This window comes from Candidatus Villigracilis vicinus (genome assembly GCF_016702885.1).
In the GTDB taxonomy this organism is placed as follows: Bacteria; Chloroflexota; Anaerolineae; order Anaerolineales; family Villigracilaceae; genus Villigracilis; species Villigracilis vicinus.
This window is the reverse complement of sequence record NZ_JADJDD010000026.1, coordinates 79,448-95,695: the sequence shown is the minus strand read 5'-3', so window position 1 is coordinate 95,695 and position 16,248 is coordinate 79,448. Positions and strand designations below refer to the sequence as shown.

17 protein-coding genes are annotated in these 16,248 nt (G+C 50.0%); 11 read left to right on the top strand and 6 right to left on the bottom strand.

Annotation, left to right across the window (positions count from 1 at the left end):
• A complete protein-coding gene (locus IPG80_RS19095; protein ID WP_345110411.1) occupies positions 1–1,905 on the bottom strand; it encodes a serine/threonine-protein kinase in 1,905 nt (634 codons plus the stop codon).
• Positions 1,906–2,023: 118 nt separating this feature from the next.
• On the opposite strand from IPG80_RS19095, the gene IPG80_RS19090 reads away from it, so the two are divergent.
• The 6 genes from IPG80_RS19090 (at position 2,024) to IPG80_RS19065 (ending at position 7,793) form a co-directional block, all read left to right on the top strand.
• Positions 2,024–2,671, top strand: coding sequence for a metallophosphoesterase (locus IPG80_RS19090; RefSeq protein ID WP_345110409.1), 648 nt, complete (start codon positions 2,024–2,026; stop codon positions 2,669–2,671).
• Positions 2,672–2,715: 44 nt separating this feature from the next.
• Positions 2,716–3,591, top strand: coding sequence for a hypothetical protein (locus IPG80_RS19085; protein WP_345110407.1), 876 nt, complete (start codon positions 2,716–2,718; stop codon positions 3,589–3,591).
• 42 nt (positions 3,592–3,633) lie between these two features.
• On the top strand, positions 3,634–4,554 hold the full coding sequence (locus IPG80_RS19080) for a dihydrodipicolinate synthase family protein (protein ID WP_345110404.1): 921 nt from the start codon (positions 3,634–3,636) through the stop codon (positions 4,552–4,554).
• A 77-nt stretch (positions 4,555–4,631) separates the two neighbouring features.
• A complete protein-coding gene (locus IPG80_RS19075; protein WP_345110401.1) occupies positions 4,632–5,447 on the top strand; it encodes a lipoate--protein ligase family protein in 816 nt (271 codons plus the stop codon).
• Entirely contained in the window at positions 5,444–6,496 is a 1,053-nt protein-coding gene (locus tag IPG80_RS19070) for a saccharopine dehydrogenase NADP-binding domain-containing protein (RefSeq protein ID WP_345110398.1), read from the top strand. Before IPG80_RS19075 ends, IPG80_RS19070 begins: the two co-directional genes overlap by 4 nt.
• Before the next feature lie 160 nt (positions 6,497–6,656).
• On the top strand, positions 6,657–7,793 hold the full coding sequence (locus tag IPG80_RS19065) for a cystathionine gamma-synthase (protein ID WP_345110396.1): 1,137 nt from the start codon (positions 6,657–6,659) through the stop codon (positions 7,791–7,793).
• A gap of 30 nt (positions 7,794–7,823) precedes the next feature.
• On the opposite strand, the gene IPG80_RS19060 is transcribed toward IPG80_RS19065, so the two are convergent.
• A complete protein-coding gene (locus IPG80_RS19060) occupies positions 7,824–9,002 on the bottom strand; it encodes a SpoIIE family protein phosphatase (protein WP_345110394.1) in 1,179 nt (392 codons plus the stop codon).
• A gap of 69 nt (positions 9,003–9,071) precedes the next feature.
• The gene (locus IPG80_RS19055) at positions 9,072–9,722 is read right to left on the bottom strand and encodes a deoxynucleoside kinase (RefSeq protein WP_345110392.1); all 651 of its coding nucleotides are present in this window, start codon (positions 9,720–9,722) and stop codon (positions 9,072–9,074) included.
• Positions 9,723–9,800: 78 nt separating this feature from the next.
• On the opposite strand from IPG80_RS19055, the gene IPG80_RS19050 reads away from it, so the two are divergent.
• Positions 9,801–10,208: a hypothetical protein gene (locus tag IPG80_RS19050; RefSeq protein ID WP_345110390.1), complete on the top strand. Its 408-nt coding sequence runs from the start codon at positions 9,801–9,803 to the stop codon at positions 10,206–10,208.
• Positions 10,205–10,822 carry an NBR1-Ig-like domain-containing protein gene (locus tag IPG80_RS19045; RefSeq protein WP_345110388.1) on the top strand — a complete coding sequence of 206 codons (618 nt, stop codon included), beginning with the start codon at positions 10,205–10,207 and terminating at the stop codon, positions 10,820–10,822. Before IPG80_RS19050 ends, IPG80_RS19045 begins: the two co-directional genes overlap by 4 nt.
• A 53-nt stretch (positions 10,823–10,875) precedes the next feature.
• Here the strand turns inward: IPG80_RS19045 and IPG80_RS19040 are convergent, their stop codons facing one another.
• Positions 10,876–11,160, bottom strand: coding sequence for a hypothetical protein (locus IPG80_RS19040; protein ID WP_345110385.1), 285 nt, complete (start codon positions 11,158–11,160; stop codon positions 10,876–10,878).
• 233 nt (positions 11,161–11,393) lie between these two features.
• Here IPG80_RS19040 and IPG80_RS19035 point away from each other — a divergent pair, with 233 nt between their 5' ends.
• The gene (locus IPG80_RS19035) at positions 11,394–11,813 is read left to right on the top strand and encodes an acyl-CoA thioesterase (RefSeq protein WP_345110382.1); all 420 of its coding nucleotides are present in this window, start codon (positions 11,394–11,396) and stop codon (positions 11,811–11,813) included.
• Here the strand turns inward: IPG80_RS19035 and IPG80_RS19030 are convergent.
• Entirely contained in the window at positions 11,810–12,994 is a 1,185-nt protein-coding gene (locus IPG80_RS19030; RefSeq protein WP_345110378.1) for a glycosyltransferase family 4 protein, read from the bottom strand. The two genes, IPG80_RS19035 and IPG80_RS19030, sit on opposite strands and share 4 nt — an antisense overlap.
• Positions 12,995–13,058: 64 nt before the next feature.
• On the opposite strand from IPG80_RS19030, the gene IPG80_RS19025 reads away from it, so the two are divergent.
• Together IPG80_RS19025 and IPG80_RS19020 are read left to right on the top strand one after the other, a co-directional pair.
• Entirely contained in the window at positions 13,059–14,003 is a 945-nt protein-coding gene (locus IPG80_RS19025) for a hypothetical protein (RefSeq protein ID WP_345110376.1), read from the top strand.
• Positions 14,004–15,566 carry a hypothetical protein gene (locus tag IPG80_RS19020; protein WP_345110373.1) on the top strand — a complete coding sequence of 521 codons (1,563 nt, stop codon included), beginning with the start codon at positions 14,004–14,006 and terminating at the stop codon, positions 15,564–15,566.
• Positions 15,567–15,735: 169 nt separating this feature from the next.
• Here the strand turns inward: IPG80_RS19020 and IPG80_RS19015 are convergent, their stop codons facing one another.
• Positions 15,736–16,116, bottom strand: a complete 381-nt coding sequence (locus IPG80_RS19015) for a GxxExxY protein (protein ID WP_345110370.1) — start codon at positions 16,114–16,116, stop codon at positions 15,736–15,738.
• Between the last annotated feature and the right edge of the window lie 132 nt (positions 16,117–16,248).

Sequence of the window (16,248 nt, the reverse complement as noted above, 5' to 3'; positions counted from 1 at the left end):
TTAGGCAAACAACGCATAGACGTGGTGGTCTGTTGAGCCAAAATAAACGATATCATCAAAAACGACCGGCGAACCGGTGATGGCACCGCCGGATTCAAACTTCCAGCGTAGGCGCCCTGTACGGTATTCAAGGCAGTACATGGCTCCATCCACAGAACCGATGTAGAGGGAGTCTTTATAGATCACCGGCGAACTGCTGACCTGGTTATCCGTTTTATAACGCCAGACTTCCTTTGATGTGCGTGCATCTACACAATATACGAAACCATCCGCCGCCCCTATGAAGATAAGGTCATCGATCATCGCCGGGGAGGATATGGTGCCCTTCCCAAGGCGGAATTTCCAGATCGCCCAGCCACTTTTCGCATCAAGGGCATACAATGTGCTGTCCAACGAGGCGGTATAGACAGTCTGCCCCTTGTTGATTGGAGAAGAGGTCATGCCGCGTTTTGCCTGGAAGCGCCACTTCAATGCGCCACGGAAATCAAGCCCGTAAAACGACCCAGACTCCGTACCAAAGTAAATCATTTCATTCACGACCAAAGGAGTGGAATGGATCTCCCCATCTGTGGCGAATTTCCATACTGCCCTGCCGCTATTCAAGTTCACAGCATGAAGATTATGGTCATCTGAGCCGAAGAAGACGTGCCCATCTGAAATGCGCGGAGAGGAGTATATCTTGCCTTCAGTGTAGTAGGTCCACAGCAATTTACCTGTACGGGAACTGATAACATGCAAGCACTGATCTTCGGAGCAAAAATAAACATTGTTCTCAAAGATCGCCGGACGAGAAACGATGCCGCCTTCGGTGGGATACTTCCACTGAAAAACCCCGTCTGCGGCATTCAAAGCATAAAGGTTGTTATCATAGCAGCCAATAAACAGTGTCCCTTGGCTTAGCATGGGCGCACCGCGAATCTCATCTTCACATTTGAAATCCCACAGTGGTTTCACCCCACTGCTGACCGGAGATGGAACCGCCGCTGAAGAAAGCTTGGAAAGTGTACCCGTTTTACGAGCCACATTCATCAGTGCTTCCTTCATCGCTGCTGCGGATGCAAACCGCTCGGTGGGGTTATATTGCAACGCCGTACTTACCACCAATTCAAGCTCCATAGAAACGTTCGAGTTGATGCGCCGAATTGGGCGCTCGGCAAAGGTAAAGGGCGGTTCGAGGCGCGGGTCGCGACGGGTCAAGGCATGATGCAGAGTGGCACCGAGTGCGTACACATCCGCAAGAGGCGTGGCATCTCCACGATACTGTTCGGGCGGAGAATATCCCTCCGTGCCGATCATCGTTCCTTTGATGCCGGTCTGGAAGGTTTTTGCGATGCCGAAATCCACAAGTATCACATCCCCATACTGATTGATCATCACGTTGGAAGGCTTCATATCGCGGAAAATGATCGGGTCAGGTTTATGGCTATGTAGATATTCAAGCACATCACAAAGCTGGATCGCCCAGCTAATGACCTGGTCTTCTGCCAGAAAGCCGCTTGATTCATTGATGACCGTTTCCAGATCTCTGCCTTGAATGAATTCAAGCACAAGGTAGGAGCGGTCGTCATGTGAAAAATAATCGTAAATGCGCGGTATGGAAGGATGGTGAAGCGTGGCAAGCAGGTTCGCTTCACGCTCAAAGTTTTGCACAATCGTCTGACGCACCAATGGGTCAGGCGCCATGTTGATCATTTCTTTCACCGCCACCAGTTTCACCACGTTCGGGAAGTGCATATCACGGGCACGATACACAGACCCCATACCCCCAATACCGATAACATCCTGAATGTTATAACGGTTAACAAGGGTTACACCAGCCATTAATTGCTGGCGCCCTGGTTGGTCTCCTGGATTCGAATTCGAACCCGATGACCCGATAGGTGAGGTGATATTTCTCGTTTCCATTGTTAATTGTCCGAATTAACAAATTATAAGGGTATTTGTGATTGCTGGGTAATGCAATTTTGAGGATCAGCACTTTTGGGCTTGCGCGGGGGCATTTTCTACGGCACAATGAGCCCCTGTGAAGATATTGGCTGTAAGCGACCAGGTAGTAGACCGGGTTTATACCCTGGCAAATAGCGGACATTTCAAGGGTGCCGACTTGCTTCTTGGCTGCGGCGATTTGCCCTATACATACCTAGAATATCTTTTAACAGTTCTGGGAATCCCAATGTTCTATGTACCAGGAAATCATGACCCGAATTTCGATCTGCACGACCTCCGTTCCAGAGCGGAAGGCGGCTCAAATCTGGATCTCAAAATTGTCCACCACAAAAATATTTTGATCGGCGGCTTTGGGGGCTGTATCCGCTACCGCCCGAACGGGTCAAATCAATATTCTCAATCTGAAGCTTATTTGCGGGCATTCCAGATGGTGCCGCAGCTTCTCATAAATCGGATTAAATATCGCCGCTCAATGGACGTCCTGATAAGCCACTCCCCTCCTTTCGGGATCCACGACGACACCGACCCAGCTCACAATGGTCTGAAAGCCCTGAACTGGCTGATAAACTTTGCCAGACCGCGCTATCTATTTCACGGTCATACACACTTCTATCGGAATAATATCGCTGACCATAGCACGGATCTGGGACCTACAAAGATCATTAACGTTTATCCGTACAGACTGATCGAAACCCAGTTTGACTTGAAAGATGCAAAACCTTAACCTTTCAATAACCACCAAGTAACCGCAATATTTATAATCAGAAATTGATCGTAGAACGTAAAGTGAGTAATGAAATGTCAAATGAAATGGAATCAAGGGTTCGTGCCGACTTTAGCCGCGCCCGATTTAAATCTTTTATCAACCAGGTGTTCTCCGTTCTTTCCGGGCAGCGCAATAACTTATTGTCGTATGACGATGTAAAGGAAAAGCTTCGCATTGGCGGACCCATTTATCGGGGCATGAAAACCGTCCGCGTGGATCAGATCGCAGGCAGTTTGAACCGCTATCATGAGTTCGACCGAGCCTTCCTGCCCAAGGAAGACCAACTCGCAACACGCTGGACAAAAGTGGACCGGGCATTCTATGAAGACATCCACCTGCCGCCTGTGGTACTTTACAAGGTCGGCGATGTGTTTTTCGTAGTGGACGGTCACCACCGCGTCTCGGTTGCCCGCGAGCAGGGACAGGAATACATCGAAGCCGAAGTGCGCGAATGTGCCACACGTGTCAACATTACGCCGGATATCAAGCCGGAAGACCTTGAGATCCTTGGTGCCAAAGTGGATTTCCTCGAACGCAGCGGTTTGGATAAATTAAAACCAGAAGCGAACATCAAGCTCAACATCCCAGACGGTTTCAACCGTATGCTCGAACACATTGCCGTGCATCGCTACTTTATGGGGCTTGATTTCAAACGTGATATCTCGGAGCAGGAGGCTGTTGTTCACTGGTACGATACGGTTTATATGCCGATCGTGAATATCGTCCGTGAAAGTGGGCTGCTGGACGAGTTCCCGAAAAAGACTGAAGGTGATCTGTATTTATGGACACTTGACCACCAGCACTATCTGTATCAGGAAGGTCAGCCGCTGCAACCGCCGGAGACCGCCGCCAAACAATTCATCGAAGAAAACGAATAACCAACTGTCGACTCGTCTAATTTCAAAATTTACAGGAACTCAATGACTAATCTTCATCCCCTTGCTGGCGTATACGCCGCCGCCGTTACCCCATACCTTGGGAAGCCACGTACCGAAGGTAAACCAGATACCGCTTTCGATTTCGAATCATTGGCAGTCTTTCTCCATTTTCTCGCCGGGCGCGGATGCCACGGCGCGTTGATATTCGGAACCACAGGCGAGGGTCCATCCTTCTCACCGCGAGAACGTGAAGCCCTGCTTCGCTCCATCCGTGTCATCAAACATCAGGTGCGTGACTTCAAATTCATTGTAGGGACTGGCACCCCCAGTTTGACCGAAACGATCGAGTTGACCAAACTTGCCTATGATCTGGGTTATGACGGAACCGTGGTTCTTCCTCCGTATTACTTCCGCAAAGCCAATGAAGAAGGGCTATTCCGCTGGTTCAGCGAATTGATCGAAAATGCTGTACCGCAAGGAAAACACCTGCTTGGCTATCACATTCCTGCAATGACCGGCGTTGGCTTTTCGCTCGACCTGCTTGAAAGGCTCAAAACCAAATATCCGAACCAATTTGCAGGCATCAAAGATTCGTCGCATGATGAAGCCTTTGCTACAGCACTCGGTCAGCGCTTTGGGAGGGAATTGTTAGTTCTAAACGGAACCGACTCTTATTTCCAGCATGCGCTGATAAACAATGCTCAAGGTGCGATCACGGCACCTGCCAATCTCATCTCTGATAATCTTCGCGAGGTTTGGGATTTATATCAAGCGGGCAAAGATCCATCAGGGGTGCAAGCGAAAGTTACGGAACAACGGCATTTCCTTGAAAACTATTCACCAATTGCACCCATCCTCAAAGGCTTGCTTCATAAAGTGTATGGGCTTCCACATTGGGCGGTCCGCCATCCGCTGGAAAGTGCAGATGAGAAAACGATCGAAGATGCTGCAGAGAATTTTTAAAGATTTGATCTTTCAAACCCAGACCTTCGAGTTCTTTGAGAACTCGGAGGTCTTTTGACTCAGGTACAATACTGCCCATGTCAACCTGGCGACTTCTTTACACTCCCCCATCCAGCGGTGCATGGAATATGGCGGCGGACGAAGCGATCCTCGACCATATTCATCGCGGCGAATCGATCTCAACTTTGAGATTGTATTCATGGAATCCGCCTTGCCTTTCATTGGGGCACGCCCAATCCTTCAAGGATGTGGATGTGGAACGACTCCATGCTCACGGCTGGGACGTCGTCCGCCGCGTGACCGGGGGGCGGGCGATTCTGCATACCGACGAATTGACCTACTCTGTGACCGGTTCCGCCGACGAGCCCGTGCTTTCAGGCGGTGTGCTCGAATCCTATAACCGCTTGGCGCAGGCATTGCTTCATGCTGTGCGCGAATTGAGTGTGCCGGTTGAAATGAAAGAACATGAAGATGGGCACACCCAACAAAATTTAAATCCGGTTTGTTTTGAAGTTCCTTCGACGTATGAAATCACTGTTGATGGAAAAAAACTGATCGACTCGGCACAGGCACGTAAGAAAGAAGGCGTGCTGCAACACGGCTCGCTTCCATTGACCGGTGACCTAACTCGGATTTGTGATGCATTGGTCTTTGAAAACGAAGCCGCGAGACAAAATGCAAAGGAACGATTACTTGCTCGGGCAACGACTGTCGAATCCGTTCTCGGCGTGGGAATTGATTGGGAACGAGCTGCCCAGTCCCTCGTCCACGGGTTTGAGGCGGAGTTGGAAATCCAATTCGAGCGCGGAGAAATGTCTGCATCCGAAATTCAACGCACGGAAGAACTTGTCAAAGAAAAATATGCACACCCCTCGTGGACGGAGCGCTCATGAAAAAAATTTTAGTATACGGTTCGTACGGCTACACAGGGCAATTGATCGTTGAACATGCTGTGAAGGAAGGCTTGGATCTGATCCTCGCGGGGCGCGATGAGAAGCGCCTGCGTGAACAAGCAGAAAAATTCAACCTGCCGTACCGTTCTTTTGCGGTGGAAGAAACAGCCAAGCTCGATGCGGCATTACAAGAAGTGGATGCCGTGCTGCATTGCGCCGGTCCGTTCGTGTTGACGTTCAAAGCAATGGCAGAAGCATGCATCCGCAATAAAAAACATTATGTAGATATCAGCGGCGAGATCGAAGAGTTCGAAGAATTGGCATTGATGAACGATGAAGCAAAACGTGCGGGCGTGATGCTGCTGCCCGGCGGTGGGTTTGACGTGGTGCCCTCTGATTGTTTGATCGCATACACGGCTGGGAAATTGCCAGGCGCAACAGACTTGAAACTCTACATCAAAAGCATTGGCAGCGGAGTCTCACGCGGTACGGCTCGCTCTGGGGTCGAGAATAGCCATAGAGCAGGACGGATCCGCCGCGATGGAAAGATCGTCAGCGTGCCGAATTTATACGATAGCAAAGATATTGATTTTGGGCGCGGACCTTCGAAACTTGTTACGATGGGCTGGGGCGATGTGAGTACGGCATACCACAGTACAGGTATTCCAAATGTGACCGTGTACATGGGCTTTCCCAAATCCATGATCTCGGTGATGAAATTTACCAAGGTAGCAGGTCCATTGCTTTACTCACGAGCGGCAAGAAACTTCATCAAATGGTTGATCGGCATTTTCTTTGCGCCCGGTCCTTCGCGTGAGAAAAACAAAACGGGTTTTTCCTTGCTGATCGCTGAAGTAACGGACGGAACAAAAACTATCAGCGCCAAGCTGCGCACGCCGGAAGCGTATTATCTAACCGCGCTCACTTCGGTGGAGATCATGAAGCACATTCTATCGAACGACCTTAAACCCGGTTTTCAAACACCAAGCAAAGTATATGGAGCAGATTTTATTATGCAGTTCGCAGGGGTTGAGCGCGAAGACTTGTAGGTTCAACAAGATGTCACCCTGAGCGACAGTGAAGGGTCTCTACTACAATATAAGAGACTCTCACCGCACTGCGGTGCATGTGTCGGTCGCACAGAACGCTCCCTCAGAGTGACATGAATTTTCTCTTTTATAATCACAAAAACCAACCAAAGGAGCATGAATGAAATTTGAAACCCTCGCCATCCACGCAGGGCAGGAACCCGACCCGAATAATGGCGCTGTGATGACGCCTGTGTATCTCACATCCACGTACAAACAAGATGGCATCGGCAAACCGCGTCAGGGATATGAATATTCGCGCACATTGAATCCCACACGCAAGGCATTGCAAGATTGTCTCGCCGAACTCGAAAGCGGACAGTGGGGTTTGGCGTTCGCTTCCGGCATGGCAGCCACAGACACCGTTCTGCGCATGCTCGCACAAGGCGACCATGTTGTGGCTGGTAATGACGTCTACGGTGGTACCTTCCGTCTCTTTGACAAAATCCTGCGCCGCTTCGGTCTGGACTTTACATTTGCTGACACGACCGATCCTGAGAACCTCGCTGAAGCCTTAACCCCGTCCACGCGCATCGTGTGGTTGGAGACCCCCACCAATCCCCTGCTGGCAGTGTCAGACATTCGCGCTGTAGCAGAAGTCGTGAAGAATCACCCGAATAAACCTTTATTGGTTGTGGATAATACCTTTGCGACACCATACCTTCAACGTCCGCTCGAACTGGGCGCGGACTTGGTCGTTCACTCGATGACAAAATATCTCGGCGGACACTCAGACGTGGTCGGCGGCGCGATCATTGGGAAAGATAAAGAACTCGGCGAGAAACTAGCCTATCTGCAAAATGCTATCGGTGGTGTGCAGGGACCAATGGACTCGTTCCTTGTGTTGCGCGGCATCAAAACCCTGCCCATCCGCATGGACAGGCACGCGCAAAATGCCGAGAAGATCGTTGCATTTTTAGAAAAGCAGAAAAACGTCAAACGGCTGATCTACCCATTTCATGAGAGTCATCCTCAGGTCCATGTGGCGAAACGACAGATGAAAAATGGCGGCGGCATGATCTCATTCATCATGAAAGATGGGCGCGATGCAGCGGTCAAAGTCGCTGAAGCCACCAAATTATTCACACTGGCTGAGTCGCTCGGCGGCGTAGAGTCGCTCATCGAAGTTCCGGCGGCGATGACACATCTCTCCACTCAAGGTTCCACGCTTGAGGTTGACCCTGGCTTGGTGCGCCTTTCGGTGGGCATCGAAAATGTAGATGACCTGATCGCTGATCTTGAACAAGCATTACGCTAAAACGAAGACCTCCCTTTCGGGAGGTCTTTTTTATTTTGCTTTGACTGCCACCAAAGTCACATCGTCATCTTGCTTGGAACCATCCTGATAACCTTGCAACGTTTCAAGAAGTGTATTGCAAATGTGTTGGGCATTTTGTTTGGGTAGTTCACTGAGCGTCCGTTTGATGCGCTCCAGACCAAACGCTTCACCTTTCGGGTCGCGGCAGTCGGTCATGCCATCAGTGTAAAGGATGAGGGTATCACCAGAGGTCAGCTTGATCATTTTCTCATCCAGCGTCACTGGTTCCCATAAACCGATCGCCATGCCCGGGCTATGCGGCATGCGCTCGACGCTGCCATCGGCATGCATGATCAAAGGGGGTTCATGCCCCGCACGTGCATAGGAAAATTCGCGGGTCTTTAGATCGAGGATGCCATACAGCACCGTAACGAACTGCGTGGATTTTTGCAGCCGCGTAATGTGTGTATTGACCAGGTTCATCACCTCGGCGGGGGTCACACCGATATCCGCCTCTGCCATGATGAGTGCATGCGCACGCGCCATGAACAGTGCAGACGGCACACCCTTATCTGCCACATCGCCAATGAGAATGCCAATGCGGTGATCTTTAAGTTCAAAGACATCGTAAAAATCGCCGCCCACCTGGCGGGCGGGTAAAATGCGCGCGCCAAAACTGAATTCCTCAGTATCCGGAAGGACATCAGGAAGAATACTTAATTGAATGTCTGCAGCAACTTGAAGTTCACGTTCGAGGCGTTCTTTTTCGATCAATTGATCCTGCGCCTCTTTTAATTCATCATAGGCTTTTTGCAATGCCTGATTCTTCGCCACCAGATCATGGAACGCAGACTCATTGGACGAGTCTAATCGTTCGCTCATGATCGAAACCATTGAATACGCCAGAAGGGGCCAGCGCTGGAGGCATTCATTGAACTTGTCGCGGTCCATCACCCACAGGCGGCTATCCTTCGAAGCGCGAACACTGGCAGTGCGCTTGCCTTTGGGCATGATCAGGCTCATTTCGCCCACATACTCACCGGGTCCACAGGTGCGCAGGAACATTTCATCCGTTGAGCCAGCCGCAAGAACGATCTGCAACTCCCCCGTCATCACAACATACATGCTATTGCCGGGGTCCCCTTCACGGAAAATGAAATCGCCATCTTTGTAATTTTCGATGGGCAACTCATTAATGAGCTGGTACAACTCCAGCTTTGGAATATCTCGAAACAGGGGGATATTAAGAAAAACGGTGCCTTCCTTTTTTGGGGATGGTCACTTGGCATCTCCACGCAGATCCATTATTTCCTTGCCAGCCAGCTTGTCTTGAATGCGCTGCGCAACAAGGTCAAGATGGCTCGGGTAATTCACATAATCGAGGTCATCGGTTTGAATGGTCAACACCGGACAAAGGTCAAATGAACCGAGCCATTCATCGTAAAAAGAATCCAATAAAGTTAGATATTCTGCCGTGATACCGGTTTCCATATTACGCGCGCGGCGGCGAATGCGTTCCATTAGAACCGGAACGGGTGCCCGCAGATAGATCAACAGGTCAGGACGAGGAAGTCCGTTAACCACCAGCTCGAACAATTTTCGATAAGCAAGATAATCTCGCTCATTCAGGTTTCCGAGGTGATGCAGGGCACGAGCAAAGATATGGGTATCTTCATAAATACTGCGATCTAAAATGGCAGAGCGCGCATCCCGCGCCGCCACCAAATACTGGTCGGCACGATGCCCAAGAAAAAATATTTGTAAGTGAAAAGACCAGGCACGCATATCTCCGTAAAAATCGGAAAGATAGGGGTTATCTGCCACGGATTCATATCCCGTCCACCAGCCAAGGCGTGCGCCGATGCGTTCTGTCAATGTGGTTTTGCCCGCACCAATATTCCCAGCTACCAATACAAGATGTTTAGCCATAGTTTAGTGATTTTATCATGCCGAAAGGTTACGGGTATAATTTATAAATAAATTTTAGGAACACAGGAGATCAAAACGATGAAAATTCGCGACGCGTCCGGTTGGACAATGTTTATATTCGGTGTCATGGCATTCCTGCTTGGCGTTGTTGGCATCATTCGTCCTGAGATTCTGCTTGCCATTCTTGGCTTCGAGGTCGTGGAACGCGCCGCCCGTGCCTCTTCCGACTATACCTTGACCTTTATGACCGCATCCTCCATGGCATCGTTAAACATGGGCATCTATTACGTTCTCGCCGCCCTGAATGATGTAAAGATCTTTTATCGTTGGACCGTCCCCTTCCGCGGGCTGACATTCATAGTCTTCACTACCGTCGTCATCCTCGGCATTGCCCCGCTTAAATTTATCGGCGTCCCTGTATGGGAACTGACCGGCGCGATCGCCACCGGCATTGCGCTGGCAAGAGAGAAAACTACCAACAAATGAAATACAGAACCATTCTTATCAGTACGATCTTGATCATTGGCGCATTTCTATTTTCGTGCGCCAATAATCAGGGAGACCAAACCACCGCGCTGGATACAAACGCCATCCGCACCCAAGCCGTGGAAACCTTCGCCTCCAACCTGACCGGGCTTGCTCCATCCCCCACACCTTTCCCTACACTGACGCCCGTCGGCGTGACCGAAACAGCGCTTTCCACCACCCCCGAACCATCCCCCACCTCCAACCCCTGCTTCAACCTGCTCTACATTGAAGATATCACCATTAATGACGGTACACGCATGAAGCCGGGCGAAAAATTCACCAAGACCTGGCTCGTGCAAAATATTGGCGGATGCGCATGGCGCCCCGGCTTCACCTTCCAACATGTTGGCGGTGAAGCGATGCGCGGAGCCCCAGTCACATTGACCGAAGCCATTCCCACTGGAGCCAAACGCGAGATATCCGTCGAGTTGGTGGTGCCAAGCGGCATTAACGGTGTCATCGAAAGCGCCTGGCAAATGGCGGATGAGAATGGCATCTTTTTTGGAGATACGCTCTTTGTCAATATTGTGGTTGGGAGTGTCACCACCCCGGCAGTGACTAGCACACCCTAGCAAAAATAAAAGACGCGGCATTGTCCGCGTCTTTTTTGTAGTACCGAATATTGTTACTGGGCTGCTGGTGCTGGTGAGAACGATTCGATGGCAACCTTCGTCTTGTCGTTCGGGTCGTATTTAACCATTACCGCACCATTTGGAACGACCATCCCAATTTGAAAACGCCCGATGATCTGAGTGACTTCTGCTTCAAATGGTTCGCCGTACATCGGCATCACGCGCAAACGGATGCGCGCCTGCGGGTTATCGTTCATGGTCACACCAGTATCCTGCACAGAAAGAATCACAGCCGGAGCCGAAACACCAGTTTGAATGAGATTTCGATTTGCAGACATGCTCTTAAATGTACCCCCAAACACCTTATACATAAGAAAACCGGTGCCAGCGAGTGTAACAAGAGTTATTAAACATCCGCAAGCGATTGAAATCACTGTAATTAGTATTGACATACCACCAATGAATGGTTCCATTTTATTTCTCCAAAAAATGATTTTTGATTAACTTCATTTTATCAGCCAGGTTTCAATTGCCAACTCCCCCGTTTGGGGGAAGCGGATAAAATTGGTCCATGCCCATCTCCCCCACCTACACAAAAATCATCATCATCCCCGCCTCTGCCATTGATGAGAACGGACACGTCAACAATGTGGTCTATGTGCAATGGATGCAAGACCTCGCCCTCGAACATTACTCGAACATAGGCGGCATTGAAGCACAGGGACCCAACTCCACCTGGGTCATCCGCAAACACAGCATCGAATATTTCCTGCCCGCTTTCGAAGGCGAAGAGATCGAAGCCCGCACCTGGGTGGAAGAGCTGCGCAAAGTACGCTCCCTGCGCATGTATGAATTTGTGAGGAAAAGTGACGGAAAGGTATTGGTCAAAGGCGAAACGGATTGGGTTTTTATGGATACCCAAACGGGACGCCCGAAGGCGATCCCTGTTGAGGTGGAGAAAATTTTTGAAGCGCCAAGAAGTGAAAATTAATTGACAATTGGATGAGCGTTATTTACCAATCTCTCATACACTTTTATTAACTTCTTCTGCGACTCGTGCCAGGTAAATTTTTCACGCACATGCGCCGCCCCAGACTCTGCCAACCGTTTGGATAGGTCCGCATCGTTCAATAAAACTCGCGCCTGCCGCGCAAGATCGTCTGGGTCGCTGGGAGAAAACAACAGCCCATCCACATCCTCACGGACGAGTTCGCGGACAATGGGCATGTTCGATGCGATTAAGGGTCGCCCTGCCGCCATGTATTCAAGCACCTTGATGGGACATGCCCCCTGGGTAACATTACGGTCATTCAAGCCGAGCGGAGCAACACAAATATCTGCTTTTGCGATCAGATCGGGGATCTCATGGTGAGGTACGGCTGGTTGAACGAACACATTTTCTTCCAAACCCAATTTGCGGATCTGCTTCGCCAGCATTTTGCGCTGACGTGAACGTCCGCGCCCGATAATATGCAGTTTTACAGGTTGTTGTTCCAAAATCTTCGGTAACGCCTTAATAACAATATCCAAGCCCTGCCAATCGGCTAATGTGCCGATATAAAGTAAAACCGGCTCACGTCCATCACGGACGGGCAGCGGGGTGGCAGGAAAATCTGAAGGGCTGACCCCGTTCGGAATGACAGTAACCAACTTGCGGTTAAGTCCGAGCGAAGCAATGTAATCGCGAGTCACATTCGATGGACAAATGATGGCATCGCTCAAGTGCAGAGTCGCCAGTTCCTGTTCCTTTATTTTGGCAAGCAGGTCTGCATCCATGCCGGGGTAGTGATATTTGAGTTCAATGGAAGGCAGCCCATTCACCTCGAAAAGCGTCTTATAACCGAACTTCTTTTTATTTTGGGTAATGTGAAGTCCATCCCAAATATTGCGAAAATGGACAACGTCATACCCGGGGTTGAGTGCAAGATGGGCAAGCACAGACTTGCCAAAATGAACGGCGCGGGCAAGAAAATTCTGCGAGAGGTCTTGCGAAATACGCGTAACCTGCGCACCCTCAATAGTATCTTCGGGGGGGAGTAAACCGTCGTTAGGCGTGATAAGATGGACGCTGAAATTCCCATTGACCAACCCGCGCAAATTGTGCAAAATATGGGTGCTCGCCCCTTTGGGGCTAGGTACGATATCAAAGGCAGTATACAGAACGTTTGTCATTTTCACCTTGGGTGCGTAAGGTATAACGCACTTTTGTACGAGAAATTATAACCCGGAGGCATGGATGGAAAGTCTTTTATGCGGCATCGCCATTGCAGGCATCGTCATCATCTCGATTTTCTTTTACCTGCTAAACACAGCTCGTAAGAAAACAAAGGTTACCAACGCTTTCGGTAAGAAAGATTTTGCGCCAGTTTATGTTTCGATTGCCGATAAACCCGATGCGATCATCCGTGGCATGAACCAGTTCATTGCCCAGGTGCAAAAGACCGAAACCAGCGGCGACAAATGGCGCTGGATCCCGTTGATCATTTTCTTTGCTGGCATTGGGTTGGCACTCGTCGACGTCCTGCTTTTCCTGCTCGGTTACACATCTTACATTTTTATTGTTGGCGGGCTGATGCTTTGGGTCGCCGCCATCGTCATGGCGCGCAGCCTGCGCCAAAGCGATATTCTCGATTTTTCTCCGCGCTATAACGGGACTAAAGAGATCCTGCATACCCTGCGAGATGACCTCAAACCCGGCACGACCTTCCTTGGTCATCTCGACCTGACAGGTGCGATGCTTCAAAATAAGGTGGCGCGCGAAACACAGGATACTCAAAGCCGTACCACCCAACATTTTAGCGACCCATGGCTTTCGCTCAAGGCAAAACTTTACGACGGCAACGTCTTACGAGTAACCGCGGTGCAAAAATCCAAAAAACGAAAATCCTATTGGAAGCGCAGCCGCATCAGCGGCAAGAGTAAGCTCAAACCAGAAAAGTACAAGGGTTCAGCGCAGGCATTGAAGGTGCGCATTGTAGTCAACCCTGAAGCGTATATTATCAAGGCGAATAACCTGTTCTCGCAAGGCAAAGATGTTGGCAAATTCAAGGTTGAACAATTAAGCACCGAAGGCGGCATGATCAACATCCTTGCCATCTCCCCTTTCGAAGAAGTTGGACAGACTGATATTCTGACGTTCCTGAAATCGGCATATACCTTATTGGAAAGAAAGGCTGCATAAATGAGTCGTAAAATCATTCCTTTTGTAATCGCATTCGTATTGATCTGTCTGGTGATGGGTGTGGCAGGCGTGTTCGCTTTCAGCGGCGCGGCCACGGCCGAAAAATTCGGCAGCGACGAAGCATGGTCACAACCCTATTCCACTGCCGAAAGCATGAAGGTCATCGACCTGACCGGCGACGGACAAGACGAACTTTTCATTCAGAATACCAGCAACGTCAGCGTTATGGACGGTTCCGGAACAACGTTATGGAGTTTCAATTACTCATCTCTCAAGACCACACTTGGGGATGTGAACGGCGACGGTGTTGAAGATATCGTTGTTTATCATATGAGCACCGGTCCATCTGTGGATGTCATTTCCAAGGGAAATGCAACCCCCATCGCGCAATATCTGACTGATGTAGTAACCCCCTCCCGCGTGGCGGTTATCCGCTTCGCTAGCGGACCTGAAATTGTCCTCGGCGATACTTCAGGCAGTGTCCTCGCTTTGAGTACAGACGGTGCCCCGCTGTGGAACAGCAGAGTCGGCTCAGCGGAGATCCGCGGCATGGATGATGCGCTGATCGGCGGTCAGATGCATGTTGCCATCGCATCCAATGATGGAACCGTGAAGGTCTTTGCATCAGACGGCACAACGGTCTGGACGGTGAGTCAGGAACAGCTAAGAAGGATGCGCGCCTTCGACCTCAATGCCGATGGCAATAGTGAGATCATCACTGGCGGCGAGTATGGTTTATTCCGAATCTACAACGCCGCAAATGGACAAGTGCTCTTTGAAAAATCATTGGGGCAAGCCGTGAGCGAAGTGCGCGAAGTGGAATTGAATGGCGACCCGTCTTCGCGTGAGATCGTGGTCGGCGGCAAAGATGGCGGCATTTGGGCGTTCTCGTTCAATGGCACTACCGCCAGCCAGATGTGGACCGGTTCCCTGGCAGATAAAGTGACCGAGATCTCCGGTCTCGACATCAACGAAGACGGCAAACAGGAAGCTGTCATTGGTGACGATGCAGGGAATGTTGCTGTCTTTACCGAAAACGGCACACGCAACAACCTGCCTAACCATTCAACTGGCATCACCCGCATTGACATTGGCAAGCTCGGCAATGAGCGTTACGTGGTCATCGCCGACCATGATGTGGTAACAACCAACAAGGTTAACTTCAGTTCCATTCCGGGCTTTCAGTTTATGCCGCTGGTGGTGGGGTTGATCGTCTCGGCGGTCATCCTTGTGATCGCGGGCATCCTCGCGTCCATTCCGCCCAAGCCAGAGATGAAGCTCTCGCTGCAAGACAAGAGCCGCGAAAGCCTCGAAGCCGAACGCCGCATGTTGAAGGAACACATCGCGGACGTGGAACGCCTGCGCAAAGCAGGTGAGATGTCCAATGAAGCTTATCTCTCGCGCCTCAAACGCCTGCGCGGCGACCTTGCCGAAAACGAAGCCGCCTTCAAAACTGCGAACTTCCCCATCAAAACCGAAACCTTCGCCTGCCCCAACTGCGGCGGCACCTTGGAATTGGGTATGGATAAGTGTGAGTATTGCGGGCAGGTGATTTTGTCGTAGTTACAAGTTAAAGGTTATAAACTGAAGATTACAGGTGACAGCCCAAATGGTTGTTACCTGTTTTTTTAGAGTAGTGGGAAAATTAATTCTTTAACGCAAAGGCGCAAGGACGCTAAGAAAATCATTTCTTTGCACCTTTGCGTCTTTGCGTTAAGGGCTGGATCGTTCCCTACAAACCGTTAACCACCCGATGAATTCCATGCTTGACAAGCCGTTGACCAAAATTTATGACCATACCAAGTTTCAAGCCGGTAAGGCGCAGATAGGTTAAAGTTTGCGACTCAAAAATGGGATTATAGGTTAATACTGCTTTACATTCCACGATAACCAACCCTCCGGCAAGTAAATCCAACTTTAGAGGTGCGGCTATTAATTCTCCCTTGTACTGGACAGGTACAGGCTTTTCCATTTCAACCTCAACGCCGCGATGCTTGATCTCAAACCCCAACGCATCTCGATAAATGGACTCCAATAATCCAGGTCCGCCCAAGGTTTTATGTACTTCAATCGCTGATTCAACAATTATTTTGCTGATTTCATTTTCATCCATCTTAAATCCCTTCTCTATTGTTACCGAGACTGTAGTTTACCAAGATTTTTAACGTAAAGACGCAAAGCCGCCAGGATTTAATCTCTTTCCTTTGCGCCCTTGCGTCTTTGCGTTAAGGCTCTAAGCCCTTAT

Coding starts and splice junctions, on each gene's coding strand:
- IPG80_RS19095 (WP_345110411.1), bottom strand. CDS start 1,905: ATGGAAACGAGAAATATCACCTCACCTATCGGGTCATCGGGTTCGAAT.
- IPG80_RS19080 (WP_345110404.1), top strand. CDS start 3,634: ATGACTAATCTTCATCCCCTTGCTGGCGTATACGCCGCCGCCGTTACC.
- IPG80_RS19075 (WP_345110401.1), top strand. CDS start 4,632: ATGTCAACCTGGCGACTTCTTTACACTCCCCCATCCAGCGGTGCATGG.
- IPG80_RS19070 (WP_345110398.1), top strand. CDS start 5,444: ATGAAAAAAATTTTAGTATACGGTTCGTACGGCTACACAGGGCAATTG.
- IPG80_RS19065 (WP_345110396.1), top strand. CDS start 6,657: ATGAAATTTGAAACCCTCGCCATCCACGCAGGGCAGGAACCCGACCCG.
- IPG80_RS19055 (WP_345110392.1), bottom strand. CDS start 9,722: ATGGCTAAACATCTTGTATTGGTAGCTGGGAATATTGGTGCGGGCAAA.
- IPG80_RS19050 (WP_345110390.1), top strand. CDS start 9,801: ATGAAAATTCGCGACGCGTCCGGTTGGACAATGTTTATATTCGGTGTC.
- IPG80_RS19045 (WP_345110388.1), top strand. CDS start 10,205: ATGAAATACAGAACCATTCTTATCAGTACGATCTTGATCATTGGCGCA.
- IPG80_RS19040 (WP_345110385.1), bottom strand. CDS start 11,160: ATGTCTGCAAATCGAAATCTCATTCAAACTGGTGTTTCGGCTCCGGCT.
- IPG80_RS19035 (WP_345110382.1), top strand. CDS start 11,394: ATGCCCATCTCCCCCACCTACACAAAAATCATCATCATCCCCGCCTCT.
- IPG80_RS19030 (WP_345110378.1), bottom strand. CDS start 12,994: ATGACAAACGTTCTGTATACTGCCTTTGATATCGTACCTAGCCCCAAA.
- IPG80_RS19025 (WP_345110376.1), top strand. CDS start 13,059: ATGGAAAGTCTTTTATGCGGCATCGCCATTGCAGGCATCGTCATCATC.
- IPG80_RS19020 (WP_345110373.1), top strand. CDS start 14,004: ATGAGTCGTAAAATCATTCCTTTTGTAATCGCATTCGTATTGATCTGT.
- IPG80_RS19015 (WP_345110370.1), bottom strand. CDS start 16,116: ATGGATGAAAATGAAATCAGCAAAATAATTGTTGAATCAGCGATTGAA.